The 20,098-nt window shown below is 45.1% G+C and carries 16 protein-coding genes and 1 tRNA gene; 9 read left to right on the top strand and 8 right to left on the bottom strand.

Annotation, left to right across the window (positions count from 1 at the left end; all coding sequences use genetic code 11):
- Together BEB54_RS00370 and BEB54_RS00375 are read left to right on the top strand one after the other, a co-directional pair.
- On the top strand, positions 1 to 1,413 hold the full coding sequence (locus tag BEB54_RS00370; protein WP_105282102.1) for a phage DNA ejection protein: 1,413 nt from the start codon (positions 1 to 3) through the stop codon (positions 1,411 to 1,413).
- Entirely contained in the window at positions 1,413 to 3,257 is a 1,845-nt protein-coding gene (locus tag BEB54_RS00375) for a DNA transfer protein (RefSeq protein ID WP_105282103.1), read from the top strand. The genes BEB54_RS00370 and BEB54_RS00375 overlap by 1 nt, the downstream gene beginning before the upstream one ends.
- A gap of 13 nt (positions 3,258 to 3,270) precedes the next feature.
- Here BEB54_RS00375 and BEB54_RS00380 read toward each other — a convergent pair whose 3' ends face one another.
- A complete protein-coding gene (locus BEB54_RS00380) occupies positions 3,271 to 3,756 on the bottom strand; it encodes a hypothetical protein (RefSeq protein ID WP_105282104.1) in 486 nt (161 codons plus the stop codon).
- A 70-nt stretch (positions 3,757 to 3,826) separates the two neighbouring features.
- Positions 3,827 to 4,093 (bottom strand): Arc family DNA-binding protein, encoded by a 267-nt coding sequence (locus BEB54_RS00385; protein WP_000287054.1) that lies wholly within the window; start codon positions 4,091 to 4,093, stop codon positions 3,827 to 3,829.
- Between the two features lie 121 nt (positions 4,094 to 4,214).
- Between BEB54_RS00385 and BEB54_RS29180 the strand changes: the two genes are divergently transcribed.
- Positions 4,215 to 6,044 (top strand): phage tailspike protein, encoded by a 1,830-nt coding sequence (locus BEB54_RS29180; RefSeq protein WP_236943368.1) that lies wholly within the window; start codon positions 4,215 to 4,217, stop codon positions 6,042 to 6,044.
- Positions 6,045 to 6,145: 101 nt separating this feature from the next.
- Here BEB54_RS29180 and BEB54_RS00395 read toward each other — a convergent pair whose 3' ends face one another.
- The 4 genes from BEB54_RS00395 to BEB54_RS00410 form a co-directional block, all read right to left on the bottom strand.
- Positions 6,146 to 7,207, bottom strand: coding sequence for an acyltransferase family protein (locus BEB54_RS00395; protein ID WP_105282105.1), 1,062 nt, complete (start codon positions 7,205 to 7,207; stop codon positions 6,146 to 6,148).
- Positions 7,208 to 7,420: 213 nt separating this feature from the next.
- Positions 7,421 to 8,578, bottom strand: a complete 1,158-nt coding sequence (gene intS, locus BEB54_RS00400) for a prophage integrase IntS (protein ID WP_105282106.1) — start codon at positions 8,576 to 8,578, stop codon at positions 7,421 to 7,423.
- A gap of 161 nt (positions 8,579 to 8,739) precedes the next feature.
- Positions 8,740 to 8,814 (bottom strand) — tRNA-Arg (locus BEB54_RS00405).
- Between the two features lie 75 nt (positions 8,815 to 8,889).
- Positions 8,890 to 9,822: a formate/nitrite transporter family protein gene (locus tag BEB54_RS00410; protein ID WP_000368131.1), complete on the bottom strand. Its 933-nt coding sequence runs from the start codon at positions 9,820 to 9,822 to the stop codon at positions 8,890 to 8,892.
- A 293-nt stretch (positions 9,823 to 10,115) separates the two neighbouring features.
- On the opposite strand from BEB54_RS00410, the gene mlaA reads away from it, so the two are divergent.
- Entirely contained in the window at positions 10,116 to 10,871 is a 756-nt protein-coding gene (gene mlaA, locus BEB54_RS00420; RefSeq protein WP_000776770.1) for a phospholipid-binding lipoprotein MlaA, read from the top strand.
- Between the two features lie 179 nt (positions 10,872 to 11,050).
- Here the strand turns inward: mlaA and BEB54_RS00425 are convergent, their stop codons facing one another.
- Together BEB54_RS00425 and fadL are read right to left on the bottom strand one after the other, a co-directional pair.
- Positions 11,051 to 12,250: a hypothetical protein gene (locus tag BEB54_RS00425; RefSeq protein ID WP_105277553.1), complete on the bottom strand. Its 1,200-nt coding sequence runs from the start codon at positions 12,248 to 12,250 to the stop codon at positions 11,051 to 11,053.
- Positions 12,251 to 12,624: 374 nt separating this feature from the next.
- The gene (gene fadL / locus BEB54_RS00430; protein ID WP_004017164.1) at positions 12,625 to 13,965 is read right to left on the bottom strand and encodes a long-chain fatty acid transporter FadL; all 1,341 of its coding nucleotides are present in this window, start codon (positions 13,963 to 13,965) and stop codon (positions 12,625 to 12,627) included.
- Between the two features lie 371 nt (positions 13,966 to 14,336).
- Here fadL and BEB54_RS00440 point away from each other — a divergent pair, with 371 nt between their 5' ends.
- From BEB54_RS00440 to BEB54_RS00460, 5 genes are all read left to right on the top strand, one after another.
- Complete coding sequence (locus tag BEB54_RS00440; protein ID WP_001296261.1) at positions 14,337 to 14,621, top strand: YfcZ/YiiS family protein; 285 nt, start codon at positions 14,337 to 14,339, stop codon at positions 14,619 to 14,621.
- A gap of 181 nt (positions 14,622 to 14,802) precedes the next feature.
- Positions 14,803 to 16,113: an acetyl-CoA C-acyltransferase FadI gene (fadI, locus tag BEB54_RS00445; RefSeq protein ID WP_032303470.1), complete on the top strand. Its 1,311-nt coding sequence runs from the start codon at positions 14,803 to 14,805 to the stop codon at positions 16,111 to 16,113.
- Positions 16,113 to 18,257 carry a fatty acid oxidation complex subunit alpha FadJ gene (gene fadJ / locus BEB54_RS00450; RefSeq protein WP_105277551.1) on the top strand — a complete coding sequence of 715 codons (2,145 nt, stop codon included), beginning with the start codon at positions 16,113 to 16,115 and terminating at the stop codon, positions 18,255 to 18,257. The genes fadI and fadJ overlap by 1 nt, the downstream gene beginning before the upstream one ends.
- Positions 18,258 to 18,459: 202 nt before the next feature.
- Positions 18,460 to 18,945, top strand: coding sequence for a phosphohistidine phosphatase SixA (sixA, locus tag BEB54_RS00455; RefSeq protein WP_001195813.1), 486 nt, complete (start codon positions 18,460 to 18,462; stop codon positions 18,943 to 18,945).
- A 546-nt stretch (positions 18,946 to 19,491) separates the two neighbouring features.
- Positions 19,492 to 20,052: a fimbrial protein gene (locus BEB54_RS00460; RefSeq protein WP_032184725.1), complete on the top strand. Its 561-nt coding sequence runs from the start codon at positions 19,492 to 19,494 to the stop codon at positions 20,050 to 20,052.
- The last annotated feature ends 46 nt before the right edge of the window (positions 20,053 to 20,098 follow it).

Genomic DNA, 20,098 nt, shown 5'->3' on the forward strand with positions numbered 1-20,098 from the left:
ATGGCTACTTGGCAACAAGGAATCAACTCAGGCGGTTTTCTTGCTGGTATCGGTGGGCAAAACTCAAATGCGCCAAAGGCAAGTGATGTAAGTGAGGCGTTGGCCTATATTCGCCAGAACAACGAAATGGAGCGTTCAGGTCGCAATAACATCGGCCTTCAGGCGTTGCAGGGACTTGGTAGTGTCGCTCAAACATATCAAGCTGCAAAGCAACAGGAAGCGGATGCTGCATTCCAAAAAGAATATGCGGCAGCCATCCAGTCAGGTGATCGGCAGCAGGTGCGAGATCTGATGACCAAATATCCTGGTCAATTAGAGAAGATTCAGTCTGGTATGAAGTGGGCAGACGAAGACCAGCGCAATTCTATCGGCACCTTAGCGGCTGGCGCACGCCTTGCGGCATCGTCTCCAGAAGCAATGCAATCATGGCTGCAAAACAACGCCAAGGAACTGACTCGCGTCGGTGTTGACCCTAACAGCGTTGCTCAGATGTATCAGCAGAACCCTTCAGGATTTGGTGAGTTTGTTGATCACCTTGGGATGGCTGCGCTTGGTCCGATTGATTACTTCAATGTTCAGGACAAGATGGCTGGTCGTGAGATTGATCGCGGAAAACTTGCAGAGACAATCCGCAGCAATCAGGCTGGAGAGGCGCTTCAGGCGAGAGGCCAAAACCTTTCCTATCAGTCAGCAATGACTGGGCACAATATCGCAGCACAACGCTTGGCTCTGGATCAGCAAGAGTTCGGGTTTAAGATGCAGCAAGCGCAGGAAAAGGCACAGCAGTTGATTAGCGAAGCACCTAAGCTGTCAGTAAACATGGAAAAAGGCATCGAGACAGCTGTAAACAATGCCACAGCATCATCAAACTCAGCCAATTCCATGAGTGCGCTTGCTCAACAGTTCAGAGCAGAAAAACCAACGACAGGTTTGTTCGGTAACGCACAGAACATGTTCGCAAAACTTACCGGAAGCGATACGACATTGCGTGATTTGCGCATTCGCCAAAATGCCCTTGTTAACAGTCAGGTTCTTAAATTCCTACCTCCCGGCCCCGCAACGGATAAAGACGTTGAGATCGTTCGTCAGGGTGCACCAACTGACATGGATAACCCTGAGACGGTCGCAAGATGGCTTGATGCTATGGCAAACCTTGAGCGACGAAACGCGCAGTTTAATGAGTTTAAAGCCGAGTGGATGAGCGCGAATGGCAACCCTGGACAATCGCGTAATGGCGGTCAGATATTGGGGTTGGATGTTAAAAAAGGTGAATCATTGGGGAGTGCCGTTAAGCGGTATATGTCAATGAATACTGACGCAGCGCCAGCACAAGATTCGACACCTTCAGGTGAACCACGGAATCAGGTTGGATCATATACCTCAAAATCAGGCATTCAATTTACGGTGGAATGATGAAAGTAACTGCAAACGGTAAGACATTTACCTTTCCTGATGGTACGAGCACCGAAGATATTGGCACCGCCATTGATGAGTATTTTGCTGGTCAGGCTGTTCAGCAACAAACAGTTAATCAGGCCAATAATGCACCAACACGGGAAGAACCATCATTGATGCAACAAGCTGGCGATTGGCTCACTGGTGGTCAAAGTGCAGGGCAAATTGCAGAACAAGCTGGTCGTGGTCTGGTAAACATACCATTTGACGTATTGCAGGGCGGCGCAAGTCTGATTAATGCAATCAGTCAGGGGCTTGGTGGCCCCAAGGTTTTGGATGATGTTTATCGTCCAGTAGACAGACCGACAGACTCCTACGCACAAGCCGGTGAAACAATTGGTGGGTATTTAGTTCCAGGAGTTGGAACGGCAGGAAGCATGGCTATTGGATCACTGGCAGAGGCCGCAAATCAGAAAGGCGATTTCGCACAAAATGCAGCTAAAAATGCCGGAGTTAACCTTGCCGCTCAGGGTGTTCTTTCCGCAGCAGCAAAGGGAATAGGGCGTGGAATAACGGCTATAAAAGGTGATATTGCGCCAGAAGTGGCGAAGAAAATTGCCACATCAGAATCGATGGGCGTGACACCAATGACATCTGATGTTATCCCGCCGAAAAATGCTTTCACTCGTAGCCTTACTCAGGATGCCGAGGGGGCTTTGCTCGGGACAGGCTCAAAGCGAGCGGAGCAATATGCAACGCGTAGTAAGCTGGTAAGCAATTATTTTGACCGTTTTGGTGAGTACAACCCTGATGATGTGGTGAAATCTCTGACCACCACGTTAAGGGGGCGGAAGGATGCCGCTGGCGCTGTTATCAATGACGTCACCAATAAAATGGGTAATGCCGCAGTTGATACCACAAATACCATGAATGCTCTGAATACAGCGATCGCAAGACAGGAACGGCTTGGGACGTCTGCCAATCAAAGCCTGCTTACATCCTTGCGTAACCTACGTGAAGAATTAGCAAACCCTGCAACTGATTTGGATGTTACGTTTGATCTCTTGCGTCAGCACAGAACAGCATTTAGATCTAATGTTCAGGGAGATGCTATGGTCTTCCCCAACCAGGCAAAAGCAGCTACCAATATGGTAGAGAATGCAATGTCAAAAGACCTTCGTAACGCAGTTGCAAAAAACCTCGGTGCGTCAGACGCAGCAAAATACCTTAAAGCAAATTCCGATTATGCAAACGTTTATAATAAGGTGCTTAATAAAAACATTGCCAACAAGCTCAACAAGGCAAGCAGTGAAGCCAGTCCTGAACTTATAAATACCGTTGTATTAAGCAGAAAACCATCTGACGTGAAACGAATCTGGAGCGCACTGGATGATAAGGGGAAAGATGCTATGCGTGCAGCTTACGTCAGCAAAATAGCGGAAAAGGCCGGGGACTCTCCAGCCAAGTTCATCACTGAAGTTAATAAGCTGAAATCTCAGTCAGGCGGTGAAATTTACAACACTATTTTTTCTGGAAAGCACATGAAAGAGCTTGATGCTCTTCATGAAGTTCTACAGCAAACAGCAAGGTCAGACACCGCAAATGTAGTAACTCAGACGGGGCAATCGCAAGCCAACAGGATAAGGACGATTGGCGCAACTGCGACTCTTGGCGTATCAATGGGGCTTGAGGCTGGTTTCGGTGCAATGATGCGCTTGTATGAGTCAAAAGCAGCAAGGAATGCTCTCTTACGTTTGGCAAACACCAAAGCAGGAACACCAGCCTATGAAAGAGCGCTAAATAATGCTGCAAATGCGATACGCCCTATACTTTCAAGCCAAATTACAGCAGAACAGCAATAAAAATAAGATATAACTATCTGATATTGCTGCTACTGTTACATGTTACCGTGTTTCCAAATCCTGAATTGCAGTTTGTATATGTGTCAACGCGTGTTGGGTAAGGTTGAGTTATAACAGGCTGGCGCGCTTTTTGCTCGATCGCTTGCATTGTGTTTACAGCCTGATAATTCAATAAAGCCTGCTGGAATGCTTGGCTTTGTGCTATTTGTTGTGCTTGTTCTTGGCTTTGTAATTGAACATAAAGATTCTGAAGTTCAAGTCTTGCCTGTGTGTCACTTATCTTGCCTTCATCGACACCTTGCCCGAGCATCTTCGCAGCAAGGACATAAAGCTTAGGTGTTGGTGCTGATGCCATGCGTGAGTCGTTCTTCACACTGGCATCAAGGCAATTAGCCATATCGCTAAGCTTTTGATAGCGTTGTTCGCAACTTGCTTGATAGTCACTTACTTTTGCGCATCCAACCAGCAGAAGCGGGATAATTAACAGTGATTTTTTCATATGGTTAACTCTCCTTAGTTTTTCACAGGATATCATGAAGGCAATGCCATTTTAGCCGGAAACTAGATTTCTATGTTTCCTTTTTATTATTGCTATACATGGTCTTAAGCGTATCAAAGACAATTTTCTTAACCATATCAGATTGTTGTTCTGCCATACGCTCTGCATCGTCAATATAAACTGATGCAGAGCTTTGTTTAGCCAATGATTCTTCAATCGCTGCAATTATCTCTGAGTTCAGCGACCTGTTATTCATCTTCGCACGCTGCTTAATTTTCGCGTGGAGTTCATGCGGAAGTCTCAAGTGAAACTGCGCCTCGTCGTATTTGCTGTACATCATCAATGCCTCACCAAATGGGTGGAATGGCATCGTAACCTACTGGATAAATACTCAATAGTACCATTTCGGTATGTAACCACATCATGGTTGCATCATAACATTCGTCTGGAGCAATGAAATGTCAGATATCACCGCAAATGTTGTGGTAAGCATGCCTTCGCAACTCTTCACTATGGCGCGTTCTTTTAAAGCCGTGGCTAATGGCAAAATTTATATCGGAAAAATTGACACTGACCCGGTAAATCCTGAAAACCAGATTCAGGTCTATGTTGAGAACGAAGACGGTTCTCACGTTCCTGTTGCACAGCCAATCATCATTAACGCTGGCGGGTATCCTGTATATAACGGACAGATTGCCAAATTCGTAACTGTGCAAGGCCATTCTATGGCTGTTTATGATGCGTACGGTGCGCAGCAGTTTTATTTTCCGAATGTGCTGAAGTATGACCCTGATCAGCTAAGAGTTGATTTATATGGCATTTACGGTTCTACGCTTATAGGATGGGCAACATATGAAGATATAAGAAATTACTCAGGTAATGGCGAGATAATAAATTGCAGAGGTAGAAGTTATAAAAATGATAATGGATGTGGTTTTTTTGTTGTTGATAAAATAGACACATCAGCACAAGATAATGACGGAACAATATTAGTTGATCTCCTTGGGAGAAGATGGAAAAGACAATTTGCAGGAGATATAAACGTTTCATGGTTTCTTGATGGAAACGGTCCTGATGTAAATTCATCAATTGGGTTTCAGAATTGCATTAATGCCTACCCGCACTCAAGGATTTTAATTCCTTTCGCACCAGATGGTTATTATTTTTTTAATGAGGTTGTTGAGCCGCAGAGTTCATCTTTTCAATTGATTTGTTGCGACGGAATGCAAGTGAATAATCAACAGTTGATTTACGTTAATTTCAACGGGGCAGCATTCAAGTGTGAGTCAACAAATACAACTTTTACCAAGTATCAGGGAATTCGTTTTGAGACGGACAAGGAGTCTTATCCTTTAGCACAAGCTATACGTAATGATGGGTTTTTAGTGCATGGGGAAATTAAAAATATAACTGTAAAAAATTTCTCTAGCAAGGCAATACAGATAAACGGATGTAATTGTTGCAATTATGAGCAGGTTCTTATCCAGTTCAATGATGATTTTGGTCTTTTCACTCTTGCAGGTGCGGCTAATACATTCGACAGAATAGTCGGTGATAATAATAACGGTGGAGTTATGTACTCAGTCGGAGCATCTAACGCATATAGAAACTTATACTCCGAGGATTGCTGCAAAACCAACGTTAGCGCTTCTGACACAAATCCAGAGTTTTATTTCGGAGGTGATTCCCATACTGTTACAAATATCTCCATAAACTCCTACCCCGGGAACGCCACACCTCCGGTTAAACTAGATTTCTGCCGCAATATGACAATGATTGGCGCATCCAATAAATCATCAACAGCGCCTTCATATTCATATGAGATAGAGTTGACTAATCAGGATTCAAGTTTAACGCTTATCAACAGTTCCGATATACGCATTAAACCAGGCGTTGATTCTAAAAACACGATAAAAATAGATGCTGGTTACGCATCTTTATCTCCATCAATAGTTGTTGGTGGATATGGAAGAGATATAATAAAAAATACACCAATATCAACAGCGTGCTTCTCATCCGATGGCACAATATTAGAGGCAAATGGTATAGCAAGGGTTGAATACAACACCACCGGAACTTATTCTATATATATGGCAGAACAGGTTAATAATGCTGAAGGAATTAGGGTTATAGGTAGTGCTGACGCGGAAGGATATGATTATTTTGTAGTTGTTTCTGAAAAAGGAAGCTTTAGAACAAATTCATCAGTAAGAATTGAAACCAGAGATACTGCTGGAAACCTAGTTTCACCAAAACATGTTTCTGTGGCTATTTATGGATCTGTATGATATGTATTGATTGTGGTTGCATTGTAATTACATCTATTTTTATATTTACGCATATATTCTTAAAACAAGCCACCTTTTAACAAGGTGACTTGTTTTTTATGTTATCTTAGTATTATCCTCGCTATTTTAGCACATGGTGCTTCAATCAACATATGTATGACCCATGCTATCGTTATAAACAAAATTAGAAGAAGCGACATTTTTGGAAATCCATGCATATTGCTTATATATGGGATGCTGTACATGTATTTATTCAAGGCGTTATAAACAACCAAATGCGACAGATAAAGAGAATACGATATATTGGCAAAAAACATTAAAATTCTGTAAGTTCTAATGCCGTTTGTTATCTCAATTGATAAAAATGATAGAATAAGAATAAAACACCCAATCCCAACTTTATCAATTCCATGCCCATATTCAGGTGGCGATATTATCATTATTATTGATAGCAGCAGCGCTAATATTTGCAAAGGAGAAATGAAGTTTCTTTTTATTGTGATGTTATTTTTTATAAACAAAAAAACATTACACATAAGCATACCGATAACAAACTCAATCATCATCTGCGATGATGTTATCTTTACTATCGATTCTAGAGGCCCGTTTATGTTAATTGATGCGTAAGCAGAATAATCGCCGCTGTTATTGAAAATGAAGTTATTTATCACAAATAAAGTCAGTATAAAAACCGAACAAACAAATGCTCTGAATTTATGAGATATTAACATTGATATTGTAAATATAAAATAAAACACAACCTCATAAGATAGGGTCCACGCTGCTGACACCATAGAATATCCATAGAATGGAGCTATAGATGAATAATCATATTGTATGAAAAAAAGCGATTTATATAAATCTAAGGTGGTGTAGCTATTTATTGATAAAGCATAACTTATGAGAATGGCAATCAAATAAATCGGATATATTCTAAAAAATCTCTTTATTGCAAATGATTTTATTGATGAGTCATTCTGTGTTGAAAAAACTATTACAAAGCCGCTTATCATAAAAAAAAGATCTACGCCAAAGTATCCATAGTCAAAAAGAATATCTCCTAAATTTTCCTGAGCATATGCTCCTGCAATTATCGATCTCAGATGAAAAAGAACTACAAAAAGAGCCGCAACACCTCTAAGATAATGTATTGAAAGTACCATAAAATATCACTATTGGTTGCTATGTTTAAAGGTTCTACATTATAGTCTTTAGCTATTATCACATCAATAAACTTAACAATAATGCACTTGTCAAACCAATAGATAAGGTGTTTTTGTGAACCTCAATGAATATTTGAGTAATTTTTGTTGCGTTAATAGCATAAATATTGCACTGGCTTTCTAAGCTTTGCGTTCTTAGCTAGTTAAGTCCGTTCACTCTACCTTCCCATCAATCCAGTCCGCCCACCACTGCATCATCTCCCTGCGCTTATCGAAATACTGCGCATGGTTGTAAATACCGCGCACAGATCCGCCGTTGGCATGTGCCAGTTGCACTTCAATAGCATCAGCAGGCCATTCGTGCTCGTTCATAATCGTGCTGAATTCATGCCTGAATCCGTGACCGCTTTCCAGCCCTTCATAGCCAATTTGTTTGATCACAAGCAATACCGCGTTCTCGCAGATTGGCTTCTTCTTATCGTTGCGCCCGGCAAAAACAAACTCTGAGACTGGTTTGGTGATTGAGCTTAGCGTAGTGAGAAGTTCAACCACCTTGTCTGACATCGGGACCACATGAATTTTGCGTCCCTTCATCACACTGGCGTCGATGGTGATAATCCTGTTTTCAAAATCGACGTTCTTCCATAGCATGGAACGAAGCTCTTTTGTTCTTAGGGCTGTGTAGCGTAAAACTTTGGTCGCAATGAGCGATACGATACTTCCTGAAAATGTTGCCAGTGCTTTGTTGAATGCAGGGATCTGGTCTGCTGGAAGAAACGGGAAGTTCTTCTTGCGGTATCCCTTCATGGCGTCAGCAAGGTCAGGTGCTGGGTTATATTTAGCCCTTCCGGTGACAATAGCGTAACGGAAAACCTCGCCGCATCTTCTGCGTGCTTTGTTGGCTCGCTCCATTGCACCGCGATCTTCAAATCTGCGGATTACTTCCAGCAGTTGCATCGGCTCAATATCCTGAATTTCAAGGCCGCCGATGATAGGTAAAATGTCGTCATCAAACATTTTTGCAAGTTCAGTTGCATAGCCTACTGACCAGACTTGCTTCTTGTGCTCGTACCATTCCTTGTAAATCGCACTAAAGGAATTGTTGTTAGACGAAGCCTTTTTCGCTTTTACCGGATCGATGCCAACCGAGATGTCTTTCCTCGCGGTCCATGCCTTATCCCTTGCCTCCTGCAAAGTCATAAGCGGATATTTTCCTACGGTCAGTATTTTTTCCTTACCGTCAATCTTGTAGCGAAGCTGCCATACCTTTTTCCCGGATACAGGGACATAAAGGTACAGGCCATTACCATCGAGAAGGCGATATGGTTTTTCTTTCGGCTTTGCTGCTTCAATCTGCTTAACGGTGAGCATGGGTAAAAATCCGGTGGGTAAAATTATTTTATCCACTTTTTACCCGTCATGGAGTGCGGCTGTCAACGATCTGACGCGAACCATGACGAACTGCGAATCTACGGAAGGCTTGATATTCAGGGGATTTTGCGGACTGGTACGGATGGGAGCGAACTGATAAATGGTGTCCCCTGCAGGAATCGAACCTGCAATTAGCCCTTAGGAGGGGCTCGTTATATCCATTTAACTAAGAGGACAATGCGGCATGAGTATACCCGCTAATGCTCAGCGGGGTAAGTACACTGCCGCTCGATTGCTTAAACCCTCGCCATTTATGCCGGGTTTTTATCATTTTTCTTAATGTTTTCCGCACGTTCTGCTTTTTGGCGTGCTTCTGCTTTGCGCTTGTTGCTCATGTCGTTACGGATCTGTGCATGACTCATTAACGCGAAGATAAAGGTGCCGCCGCAGATGTTTCCTGCCAGAGTAGGTAGCGCGAAGGGCCAGATGAAATCGCTCCAGTGCAGCGTGCCGTTAAATACCAGATAGAGGATTTCTACAGAACCGACAACGATGTGGGTGGTGTCTCCGAGGGCGATAAGCCAGGTCATTAATATAATCACTACAATCTTTGCCGCACCCGCTGCAGGAAACATCCATACCATAGTGGCGATCAGCCAGCCGGAAATGATCGCGTTGGCAAACATCTCACTGGGGGTGTTCTTCATCACATCCATGCCGATTTTTACAAATGCATCGCGAGTTTCTTCATTAAAGATAGGCATATATTCAAATGCCCACGCCGCAATACCTGTCCCGAGAATATTCCCCAGCAGCACGACGCCCCATAACCGCATAAGTAAGCCGACGTTGCTCATTGTCGGTTTTTGCATGACGGGTAGTACCGCAGTCACGGTGTTTTCGGTAAATAATTGCTGGCGGGCCATAATGACGATAATAAAGCCAAAGGTATAACCGAGATTCTCCAGCAAGAAACTGCCCGGCACGCCTTCCAGTTCGACATGAAATATCCCTTTTGCCAGTAGTGAAGCGCCCATCGACAGACCCGCCGCAATGGCTGACCACAGTAGCGCCATTGCGTCGCGTTCCAGCTCTTTTTCACCATCCTGGCGGATATGTTCATGAATTGCCATCGCCCGGGAGGGGAGTCGGTCTTCATCTATTTCTATTTTTTTGCCGCGTTCTTTTTCTTCGCTCTCAACTTCAATTTCGTCGCTGTGTTGATCAATTTTGTCGTTGTCCATGGTCTCTTCTCTTGAATTAGCACGTATAGCTAAAGCGTAGCGGCTTTTTTGCTCGCAACTGGCGGGAGTTACTCTGAAAATGTAGAAAAGGCTGCGTTTGCCTTTTTCTGTTTCTATAGAATCAAGTAGCCTACAGGGCGGCGATTACCAGGCTATGATCAAATCAGCAAATCAGGGCGTCTGGACATCAGTTGACGTGCTGTTACAATCGCCCACACCTAAACAGGCGGATACGGTATCGTTCCGTCATGGATGGCAAACTGCATAAGCCATAAAAAAACAGGGAGACATTTATGAAGCTTCGCCTGTCGGCGCTTGCTCTTGGAACTACGCTTCTGGTGGGGTGTGCGAGTTCCGGTACAGATCAGCAAGGGCGTTCTGACCCATTAGAAGGGTTCAACCGCACCATGTACAACTTCAACTTCAATGTATTAGACCCGTATATTGTTCGACCGGTCGCAGTCGCCTGGCGTGATTATGTTCCGCAACCGGCGCGTAACGGTTTGAGCAACTTTACCGGCAACCTTGAAGAACCTGCGGTGATGGTTAACTACTTCTTGCAGGGCGACCCTTATCAGGGGATGGTCCACTTTACCCGCTTTTTCCTGAACACTATTTTGGGGATGGGCGGCTTTATTGATGTTGCGGGGATGGCGAACCCGAAACTGCAACGGACTGAACCTCACCGCTTCGGTAGTACGCTTGGTCATTATGGCGTGGGGTATGGGCCGTACGTACAATTACCGTTCTACGGAAGCTTCACGCTGCGTGATGACGGCGGTGATATGGCGGATGGTCTTTACCCGGTACTTTCCTGGCTGACCTGGCCGATGTCCGTGGGTAAATGGACGCTTGAAGGTATCGAAACCCGTGCGCAACTGCTGGATTCCGACGGCCTGCTGCGTCAGTCGTCCGACCCATACATTATGGTGCGCGAAGCGTACTTCCAGCGTCATGATTTCATCGCCAATGGCGGCGAACTCAAACCGCAGGAAAACCCGAACGCGCAAGCGATTCAGGATGAGTTAAAAGATATCGATTCTGAATAAGAAACAAATAAAAAGGTGAGTCGCAAAACTCACCTTTTTTGTTGTTATCCCTCAATTACCACAAGTAAAAGGAGACAAACCGACAATGACCCGGACGAATTATGTAAAAATACTGATGTTCGTCACTGACTGTTTCCGATATTCAGACGTTGAAAAATCAAAAAACTGGACAAATAATTTTAATTATCATCAAAATTAACACCCAACGCAGAGAGTTGTTTAATTTCACTTTGATATTTCATCTGGCGATTTTGAAGTCTTTTTTCAACTTTATCTTCGATTTCCTTAAACTGTTTATATTCATTTTGAGAGTTGTCAACGTCAACTTCGTTAGCGAATAAAGTAGAAATTATTTCTTTTACATTATCGCGTCTAAATTTTGCATCGTCCACTTGAAAATTGTATCTTATTGCTCGACCTAAACGTTTAAAAACTTCGTTAGGTTCTCTCAGTCTTTCCCCGTTGAGCTCGTTTACAACCTGATGATCGGAACCTGTTGCAAATGACTCTGCCATGATAGCTTTACTGCTTTCAAACCACGCTGAAGCTTTCCTGGCGTTTTCACTACAATATTGGGTGAGACTATCACCATTAATACGAATTCCTCTTTGAATGTGGTAGTCGTCCTGATCGTAGTAACCGAGAGATAAGTAATCATTTCCGTTTTTATTTTTAATTACAATAGCAAGAGAGTCGCCTTTTTTATCTTTACCGTACCAGGTAAATAAGTCCGTTGGTTCGCTTTTCCCGCTCTCATCAAATTTCGTTACCGTATGTCTGAGTTTGTGCGATATTTTATCGAAGATAAAACCAGGATTTCCATCATATATTTCTTTTATTGCGCTGCAGATCATTTCCTTGTTATGGATATCATGAGTATTCTCTACTACATTTTCACTGATGATGGTTTGACCGACTTTTTTGTTTTCATCGTTTGCAGGTGATTTTGTTGGTTCTTGATTATGAATACCAATAATACCATCATCAGTATATTCAGCATTATTTATATCATCATGAGTCTTCTCAACTATGTTGTCATTAATGATAGTACGGACGAGTTCTTTGTCTTTATAGTTCGCAGATAATTTTATTGGTTCTTGGTTGTCGATACCAATAGTAATATAGTCTGTATCATTGGAGCCAATATCAATATAAGTAACTGAGGAATTATTGATAATTATTCTATCAAGTTCACCGGTTCCTCGTATGGCATTTTTTATAAGCTCAAGTAGATGTTTAATACAGGTACTTATTCCTTCCTTGCCATTAAAAAGGTTTTTGAACTCTTGTACTAATCCATTAACTTCATTATTGTTATTTTCATTGGTGGATTCTGTGTAAGTAGGGCAGGTATTGTTGATTGAAACAGATGGTAGCATGATTTTATTCCACGTTGATTGATTTGTTGCAAATATATATTACCTGATAAAATAGACTATCAAAAACGCTCATTTATTTAGAACCTATCTTTAATTTGAGTGTATGAGCGCATAATAGCCAGGGTGGTTTGAGTATCCTGGAAATTCAGAAAAGTAAACTCATTGAGAAGGACGAGCAGAACGCCTGATAATATGTCTTTCCCTTCAGGTCTGTCTGTGGATAACGCTTACAGATTTGCAAGGGCAAGCTGCCATCAGGCTGTTTGCAAAATTGTCTTATCTCAGGAGGCAAGCAATGAGGAAACTACTTTCGGTGAAGAGAGGGAGTTAAAGTCACCTGCATAGCAGGTGACTTTAACTAAGCTAACGCGTTATCAGAACGCGTAGTTAAAGTTCGTACCGAACAGCCAGGCTTTACCTTCAGACTCGAACTGATATGGCCCTTCGTTAATTTTCACGCTCTGGCCGTGCATATAAGAAACACCAACGTCGACTGAAGCATCTTTATTAAATGCGTAAGTCGTACCTGCACTCAGCCAGAAACGGTCCTGGTCCGGAATGGAGATAGAACGATTCTGTGCCGGAACTGGGCTGTCATCGAAGGCGATACCGGTACGGAAGGTCCAGTTATCATCGTAGTAATAAGTGGTACCCAACGCGATGCGGTAAGCATCTTTAAAGCCTTCATGTTTCTGGAACAGCGTGTCGCCACTCGTTGAGGTCGCTTTCAGTTGCTGGAACTGACTCCAGCTGGTGTAAGCCAGGCTATAGTGAATTGCCCACTGCGGATCAACACGGTTATAACCCGACACTTCCCACATTTCAGGCAGGTTCAGCGTCAGATAACCCGACTGCGTTGCGCCACCTGTCGCGGTAGGAATTGGCAAACCGTAGTTATTAAAAGCCGGGTTAAGATCGCTGCTGTAGTTACCCTTGAAGTCAATTTTCACTTCAGAGCGGTAGGTCAATGCGTAGCGGTTGTTTTTATCCAGTTCGTACAGGATCCCGGCGTTCCAGCCAAAGCCCCACTGGTTACCGTTCAGGTGAGCGATTTTGGTATTACTGTCGATGCCGTTGGCGGTAGCTGCTAATGCTTGCCCCTGAGGAGTCTGCCAAGCAGGAGATTGCTTAATCTGACCAGCCACCAGTTGCCCCAGATCGCCTGCAAAACGTTCAATTTTCGCGCGAGCGTAGACGGCGTTGAAACCGAGACCAAAGCTCCATGCATTATTTAAGCGATATGCACCGCTTAAGTTCAGGTTCATGGTTTCAAGGTCGGTTGTACCCCCGACAGAGCCGCCTGCATAAGTATCGTTAAACTCTGTTGCCAGGCCATAGTTAGAGGTAATAGAAGCGCCCCAACCAAATTGGTCGTTAATCGGCGCAACAAAGTGCATGTTCGGAACCCATGCCGTAGGCGCGATATTATCGGCTTTCAGGCTACGACCAGACGGAGACGTTCCGCTGATATTTACGTCCGGATCTATATAAACCGCACCCGCAGAAAATGTCGGGCGGTCAAACATGGTAATCAACGCGGGGTTACGGCTGACGTTACCTGCATCATCGGCAATAGCGCCTTCCCCTGAATAAGCCCGGCCCAGGCCAGAGGAAGAAAATTCGTTTAACTGAAAGCCTGCCGACCAGGCCTGGGTGGAGATAAGTGCCACTGCGACTGCGATAGCAGACTTTGTAAACAGGGTTTTCTGGCTCATGACCATAACCTCAATGATTTATTTTTATACAAACTATGTTACGTACTGTAACAGGAGCGCGAAGTGTAGGGTCTGAGGTACATCTTAGAAATCAGACCAGTGGCGAGAGTATAGGTCGGACCAGATGGAATGTTGCAAGTATGTTTCTATATTTTTTCAAATATGATCTAAGAAACGCGATCCAGCTGGCAAAATTTGGAGGTGGCGCACTCATGGATTCGGGTGAATTTTGTTTTAGATCATTTTTAAGTGTGATTTCGGTCACTTATCCGATTTTGCAGAATTAACAACTGGAGCAGCACTTTCCGGAAGCGTAAAATATCCCCAACGTTTATCTGGCACCTTAGGTGCACATACAGAGGAAATCAACGATGAGTAAATGTAGTGCTGATGAAACCCCGGTTTGCTGCTGTATGGATGTTGGCACCATTATGGACAACTCCGACTGCACCGCGTCTTACAGCCGCGTGTTTGCAAACCGCGCAGAAGCAGAACAAACGCTGGCGGCGCTGACTGAAAAAGCCCGTAGCGTTGAATCCGAACCTTGCAAAATCACCCCGACTTTCACTGAAGAGTCTGACGGTGTGCGCCTGGATATCGATTTCACTTTTGCCTGCGAAGCTGAAATGTTGATCTTCCAGCTGGGTCTGCGTTAATTCCTCTCGGGTATATACGCCCCTGTCAGTTCCTGGCGGGGGCGTTTTTATTTTCTCTTCCTCTTTTCTCTCTGTGTCATAGCTCCCACTTTCCCTTTTCTCCACTTGGCTAAATGTAAAAAAATGGTTAAGACTATGATCAGGTCAGACCACTTTATTTATTTTTTTACAGGGGAGTGTTATGGGTCAGGTTTTACCGCTGATTACCCGCCAGGGCGATCGTATCGCCATTGTTAGCGGCTTACGTACGCCTTTTGCCCGTCAGGCGACGGCTTTTCATGGCATTCCCGCTGTTGATTTGGGGAAGATGGTCGTAGGCGAATTGCTGGCACGCAGCGAGATCCCCGCCGAAGTGATTGAACAACTGGTTTTTGGTCAGGTCGTACAAATGCCTGAAGCCCCCAACATTGCGCGTGAAATTGTTCTTGGCACCGGAATGAATGTCCATACCGATGCTTACAGCGTCAGCCGCGCTTGTGCTACCAGTTTTCAGGCGGTTGCAAACGTCGCCGAAAGCCTGATGGCGGGAACTATTCGTGCGGGGATTGCCGGCGGGGCAGATTCCTCTTCCGTATTGCCCATTGGTGTTAGTAAAAAACTGGCGCGCGTGTTGGTGGATGTCAACAAAGCCCGCACGATGAGCCAACGACTGAAACTTTTTTCTCGCCTGCGTTTGCGTGACTTAATGCCCGTACCGCCTGCGGTGGCGGAGTATTCCACAGGCTTGCGGATGGGCGACACCGCCGAACAAATGGCGAAAACCTACGGTATTACTCGCGAACAGCAAGATGCGCTGGCGCACCGTTCACATCAGCGTGCTGCTCAGGCATGGTCAGAAGGTAAACTCAAAGAAGAGGTAATGACCGCCTACGTTCCTCCTTATAAACAACCGCTCGCGGAAGACAACAATATTCGCGGCAATTCCACGCTTGCTGATTACGCAAAGCTGCGTCCGGCGTTTGATCGCAAACACGGGACGGTAACGGCAGCAAACAGTACACCGCTGACCGATGGCGCAGCGGCGGTGATCCTGATGACTGAATCGCGGGCGAAAGAATTGGGCCTGGTGCCGCTGGGATATCTGCGTAGCTACGCATTTACCGCTATTGATGTCTGGCAGGACATGTTGCTCGGCCCGGCCTGGTCAACGCCGCTGGCGCTGGAACGCGCTGGATTGACGATGGCCGATCTGACATTGATTGACATGCACGAAGCCTTTGCCGCCCAGACGCTGGCTAATATTCAGTTGCTTGGCAGCGAACGTTTTGCGCGCGACGTACTGGGGCGTTCCCATGCTACTGGTGAAGTGGACGATAGTAAATTTAACGTGCTTGGTGGTTCCATTGCGTACGGGCATCCCTTCGCAGCGACTGGAGCGCGGATGATTACCCAGACATTGCATGAGCTTCGCCGTCGCGGTGGTGGATTTGGTTTAGTGACCGCCTGTGCTGCGGGTGGGCTTGGCGCGGCAATGGTTCTGGAGGCGGAATAATGGAAATGGCATCAGCTTTTACTCTTAATGTTCGTCTGGACAACATTGCAGTCATCACCATCGACGTTCCCGGTGAGAAAATGAATACCCTGAAGGCGGAGTTTGCCTCGCAGGTGCGCACCATTATTAAGCAACTTCGCGAAAACAAAGAATTACGTGGAGTTGTATTTATCTCAGCGAAACCGGACAACTTTATCGCCGGAGCAGACATCAACATGATCGGCAACTGCAAAACGGCGCAAGAAGCGGAAGAGCTGGCGCGGCAGGGGCAACAGTTAATGGCGGAGATTCATGCTCTGCCTGTTCCGGTTATCGCGGCTATTCATGGCGCTTGCCTGGGGGGCGGGCTGGAACTGGCACTGGCGTGTCATGGCCGCGTCTGCAGTGACGATCCTAAAACGGTGCTTGGCTTGCCGGAAGTTCAGCTTGGATTATTGCCAGGTTCAGGCGGTACTCAGCGTTTGCCGCGCCTGATAGGTGTCAGCACAGCATTAGAGATGATCCTCACAGGCAAGCAACTACGGGCAAAGCAGGCTTTAAAACTGGGGCTGGTGGATGATGTCGTTCCGCACTCTATTTTACTGGAATCCGCCGTTGAGTTGGCAAAGCATGATCGACTATCTTCCCGCCCGCTACCTGTACGCGAGCGCATTCTGGCGGGGCCGCTAGGTCGTGCACTGTTGTTCAAAATGGTCGGCAAGAAAACAGAGCAGAAAACTCAGGGGAACTATCCGGCGACAAAACGCATTCTTGAAGTCATCGAAACCGGATTAGCGCAAGGCACCAGCAGCGGCTATGACGCGGAAGCCCGTGCCTTTGGTGAACTGGCGATGACACCACAATCGCAGGCTCTGCGTAGTATCTTTTTTGCCAGTACCGAAGTGAAGAAAGATCCGGGCAGTGATGCGCCGCCCGCGCCGTTAAATAGCGTAGGGATTTTAGGTGGTGGCTTGATGGGGGGCGGTATTGCTTATGTTACTGCTTGTAAAGCGGGCTTGCCGGTCAGAATTAAAGATATCAACCCGCAGGGCATAAATCATGCATTGAAGTACAGCTGGGATCAGTTGGAGGGCAAAGTGCGCCGCCGACATCTCAAAGCCAGCGAACGTGACAAACAGCTGGCATTAATTTCGGGAACAACGGATTATCGCGGCTTTGCCCATCGTGACTTAATTATTGAAGCGGTGTTTGAAAATCTCGAATTAAAACAAAAGATGGTGGCGGAAGTAGAGGAAAATTGCGCCACTCATACCATCTTCGCTTCGAATACGTCATCTTTACCAATTAGTGATATTGCCGCTCACGCCTCGCGACCGGAGCTGGTTATCGGTCTTCATTTCTTCAGCCCGGTAGAAAAAATGCCGCTGGTGGAGATCATTCCTCATACGGGGACCTCGGCGCAAACCATCGCTACAACGGTAAAACTGGCGAAAAAACAGGGAAAAACACCAATTGTTGTGCGTGACAAAGCCGGGTTTTATGTCAATCGCATTTTAGCGCCTTACATCAATGAAGCTATCCGCATGTTGACTGAAGGTGAACGGGTTGAGCATATCGATGCCGCACTGGTCAAGTTTGGTTTTCCGGTGGGACCAATCCAACTTTTGGATGAGGTAGGAATCGACACCGGGACTAAAATTATTCCTGTACTGGAAGCCGCTTATGGAGAACGTTTTAGCGCGCCTGCAAATGTTGTTTCTTCAATTTTGAATGACGATCGCAAAGGCAGAAAAAATGGTCGGGGTTTCTATCTTTATGGTCAGAAAGGGCGTAAAAGCAAAAAACAGGTCGATCCTGCTATTTATCCGCTGATTGGCGCGCAAGGGCAGGGGCGACTCTCCGCACCGCAGGTTGCTGAACGGTGTGTGATGATGATGCTGAATGAAGCTGTACGTTGTCTGGACGAGCAGGTTATCCGTAGCGTGCGTGACGGGGATATCGGCGCGGTATTTGGAATTGGGTTTCCGCCGTTTCTCGGTGGCCCATTTCGCTATATCGACGCTCTCGGTGCGGCAGAAGTGGTTGCAATAATGCAACGTCTGACCGCGCGGTACGGTTCTCGTTTTACCCCTTGCGATCGTTTAGTTGAGATGAGCGAGCGTGGGGAAAGTTTTTGGAAAACAACTGCAACTGACCTGCAATAAGAAGGTCAAAGTTATATGAATCCGCGCTGAATGGCGGAGTGTTGGTTAAAATGTAAACGCATATTGACTATACTTACGCCATTGAGGTAAAAAACAGCGTTTCATTCGGTGAATGGATAAGGCACAATGCCGGCCACCGTCGTGTTTCTCTGGTTTCAGATGAAACACGACGGGCGAATCTGGTTAACAAAAGCGGTGCAATATGCAAGTTTTTATCATGCGTCACGGCGACGCAGCCCTCGATGCCGCCAGTGATTCGGTTCGTCCTCTGACCACTAATGGTTGTGACGAATCTCGCCTGATGGCGAACTGGCTGAAAGGTCAAAAAGTGGAAATCGAACGTGTTCTGGTGAGCCCGTTCCTGCGAGCCGAGCAAACACTGGAAGAAGTGGCGGATTGTATGGACCTGCCTTCCAGCGTAGAAGTTCTGCCTGAGCTAACGCCCTGTGGCGATGTTGGTCTGGTCAGTGCGTATCTCCAGGCACTGACCAACGAAGGTGTCGAATCGGTACTGGTTATCTCCCACTTACCATTAGTCGGGTATCTGGTTGCCGAGTTATGTCCGGGCGAAACGCCGCCTATGTTTACCACTTCAGCGATTGCCAGCGTAACACTTGATGAAAGTGGAAACGGCCAATTCAACTGGCAGATGAGCCCGTGTAATCTGAAGATGGCAAAAGCAATTTAAAAGCTCATATGCCCGGTTGCGTACGTGTATACCGGGCAAATTTTTTCTGTCCTAATTGTGAATATATTTTACATATCACGAATTTTATTATCTTTCTTGTTATTGAATATTGTAATAACACAGTGGAATAATGGTTTTGTATCTTGAATATAAATTAATTAATTTAATCAAGAATGAATCTTAGCAATAAATAAATGCAAAATCATTATAAATTCTTTTAGTGGTTTTTATATCCAATTCATTCATATCAGTTATGAAATTTTTCTTTTTTTTGATGGCGCGCATGTATTTATATTGAAAATCGAGAGAGATATTCTGGTTGTGTATTGATTAATTAAATCTACATAAAGTCTTTAAGTATTACTACATTGATTATTTTTAAAGATAAGACCAACATAACGACACACCAGAGAATATCTGTTTACATTCTATGATTATTTGGGACATATGATGTTCAATGGTTAACTAAAAGCGTCAGACATAATATATACAATAATATTATGTCAGTTGCTTGTATTATACATTTTAATGATTTAAGGACAAATAATGAGTAAGTTTGCCAAAACAGCCATTGCTGCCGCAATGGTGATGGGCGCAGTTGTCTCCGCGTCAGCATTTGCTGCAGGCAACAACGGTACTGCACGTTTCTACGGCACCATTGAAGACTCCCCGTGCTCTATCGTTCCAGACGATCACAAACTGGAAGTGGATTTAGGTAACATCGGTGCCGAAGTACTGAAAAACAACGGGACCACCACGCCGAAAGATTTTCAGATTCGTTTGCAGGACTGCGTATTTGATACCCAAACGAACATGGAAACGACGTTCACCGGTAACGTTTCTACGGGAAACGAGAATTACTACACCATTTTTAATACCGATACAGGTGCTGCGTTTAACAATGTAAGCCTGGCGATTGGTGATAAGCAAGGTACTTCCTATAAAAGCGGTGCTGGCATTAAACAGGCGATCGTAAATGACTCAGCAACCAATAAAGGCAAACCTAAACAGACTCTGAACTTCAAAGCCTGGTTAGTCGGTGCGACGGGTACGCCTGACCTGGGTGGTTTTGAAGCGAATACCACTTTCCAGATTACCTATCTCTAAGGTAATTCACCCCCATAGCATCTCGCTATGGGGGATTTTGGCGAGT

This window comes from Escherichia sp. MOD1-EC6021 (genome assembly GCF_002965245.1).
In the GTDB taxonomy this organism is placed as follows: Bacteria; Pseudomonadota; Gammaproteobacteria; order Enterobacterales; family Enterobacteriaceae; genus Escherichia; species Escherichia coli_F.

Bases quoted from the DNA above. Each gene is read 5' to 3' on its own strand.
- BEB54_RS00380 (WP_105282104.1), bottom strand. From the start codon at position 3,756: ATGAAAAAATCACTGTTAATTATCCCGCTTCTGCTGGTTGGATGCGCA.
- BEB54_RS29180 (WP_236943368.1), top strand. From the start codon at position 4,215: ATGTCAGATATCACCGCAAATGTTGTGGTAAGCATGCCTTCGCAACTC.
- BEB54_RS00460 (WP_032184725.1), top strand. From the start codon at position 19,492: ATGAGTAAGTTTGCCAAAACAGCCATTGCTGCCGCAATGGTGATGGGC.
- BEB54_RS00385 (WP_000287054.1), bottom strand. From the start codon at position 4,093: ATGTACAGCAAATACGACGAGGCGCAGTTTCACTTGAGACTTCCGCAT.
- BEB54_RS00395 (WP_105282105.1), bottom strand. From the start codon at position 7,207: ATGGTACTTTCAATACATTATCTTAGAGGTGTTGCGGCTCTTTTTGTA.
- sixA (WP_001195813.1), top strand. From the start codon at position 18,460: ATGCAAGTTTTTATCATGCGTCACGGCGACGCAGCCCTCGATGCCGCC.
- mlaA (WP_000776770.1), top strand. From the start codon at position 10,116: ATGAAGCTTCGCCTGTCGGCGCTTGCTCTTGGAACTACGCTTCTGGTG.
- fadJ (WP_105277551.1), top strand. From the start codon at position 16,113: ATGGAAATGGCATCAGCTTTTACTCTTAATGTTCGTCTGGACAACATT.
- BEB54_RS00410 (WP_000368131.1), bottom strand. From the start codon at position 9,822: ATGGACAACGACAAAATTGATCAACACAGCGACGAAATTGAAGTTGAG.
- BEB54_RS00370 (WP_105282102.1), top strand. From the start codon at position 1: ATGGCTACTTGGCAACAAGGAATCAACTCAGGCGGTTTTCTTGCTGGT.
- BEB54_RS00425 (WP_105277553.1), bottom strand. From the start codon at position 12,250: ATGCTACCATCTGTTTCAATCAACAATACCTGCCCTACTTACACAGAA.
- fadL (WP_004017164.1), bottom strand. From the start codon at position 13,965: ATGAGCCAGAAAACCCTGTTTACAAAGTCTGCTATCGCAGTCGCAGTG.
- BEB54_RS00375 (WP_105282103.1), top strand. From the start codon at position 1,413: ATGAAAGTAACTGCAAACGGTAAGACATTTACCTTTCCTGATGGTACG.
- fadI (WP_032303470.1), top strand. From the start codon at position 14,803: ATGGGTCAGGTTTTACCGCTGATTACCCGCCAGGGCGATCGTATCGCC.
- intS (WP_105282106.1), bottom strand. From the start codon at position 8,578: ATGCTCACCGTTAAGCAGATTGAAGCAGCAAAGCCGAAAGAAAAACCA.
- BEB54_RS00440 (WP_001296261.1), top strand. From the start codon at position 14,337: ATGAGTAAATGTAGTGCTGATGAAACCCCGGTTTGCTGCTGTATGGAT.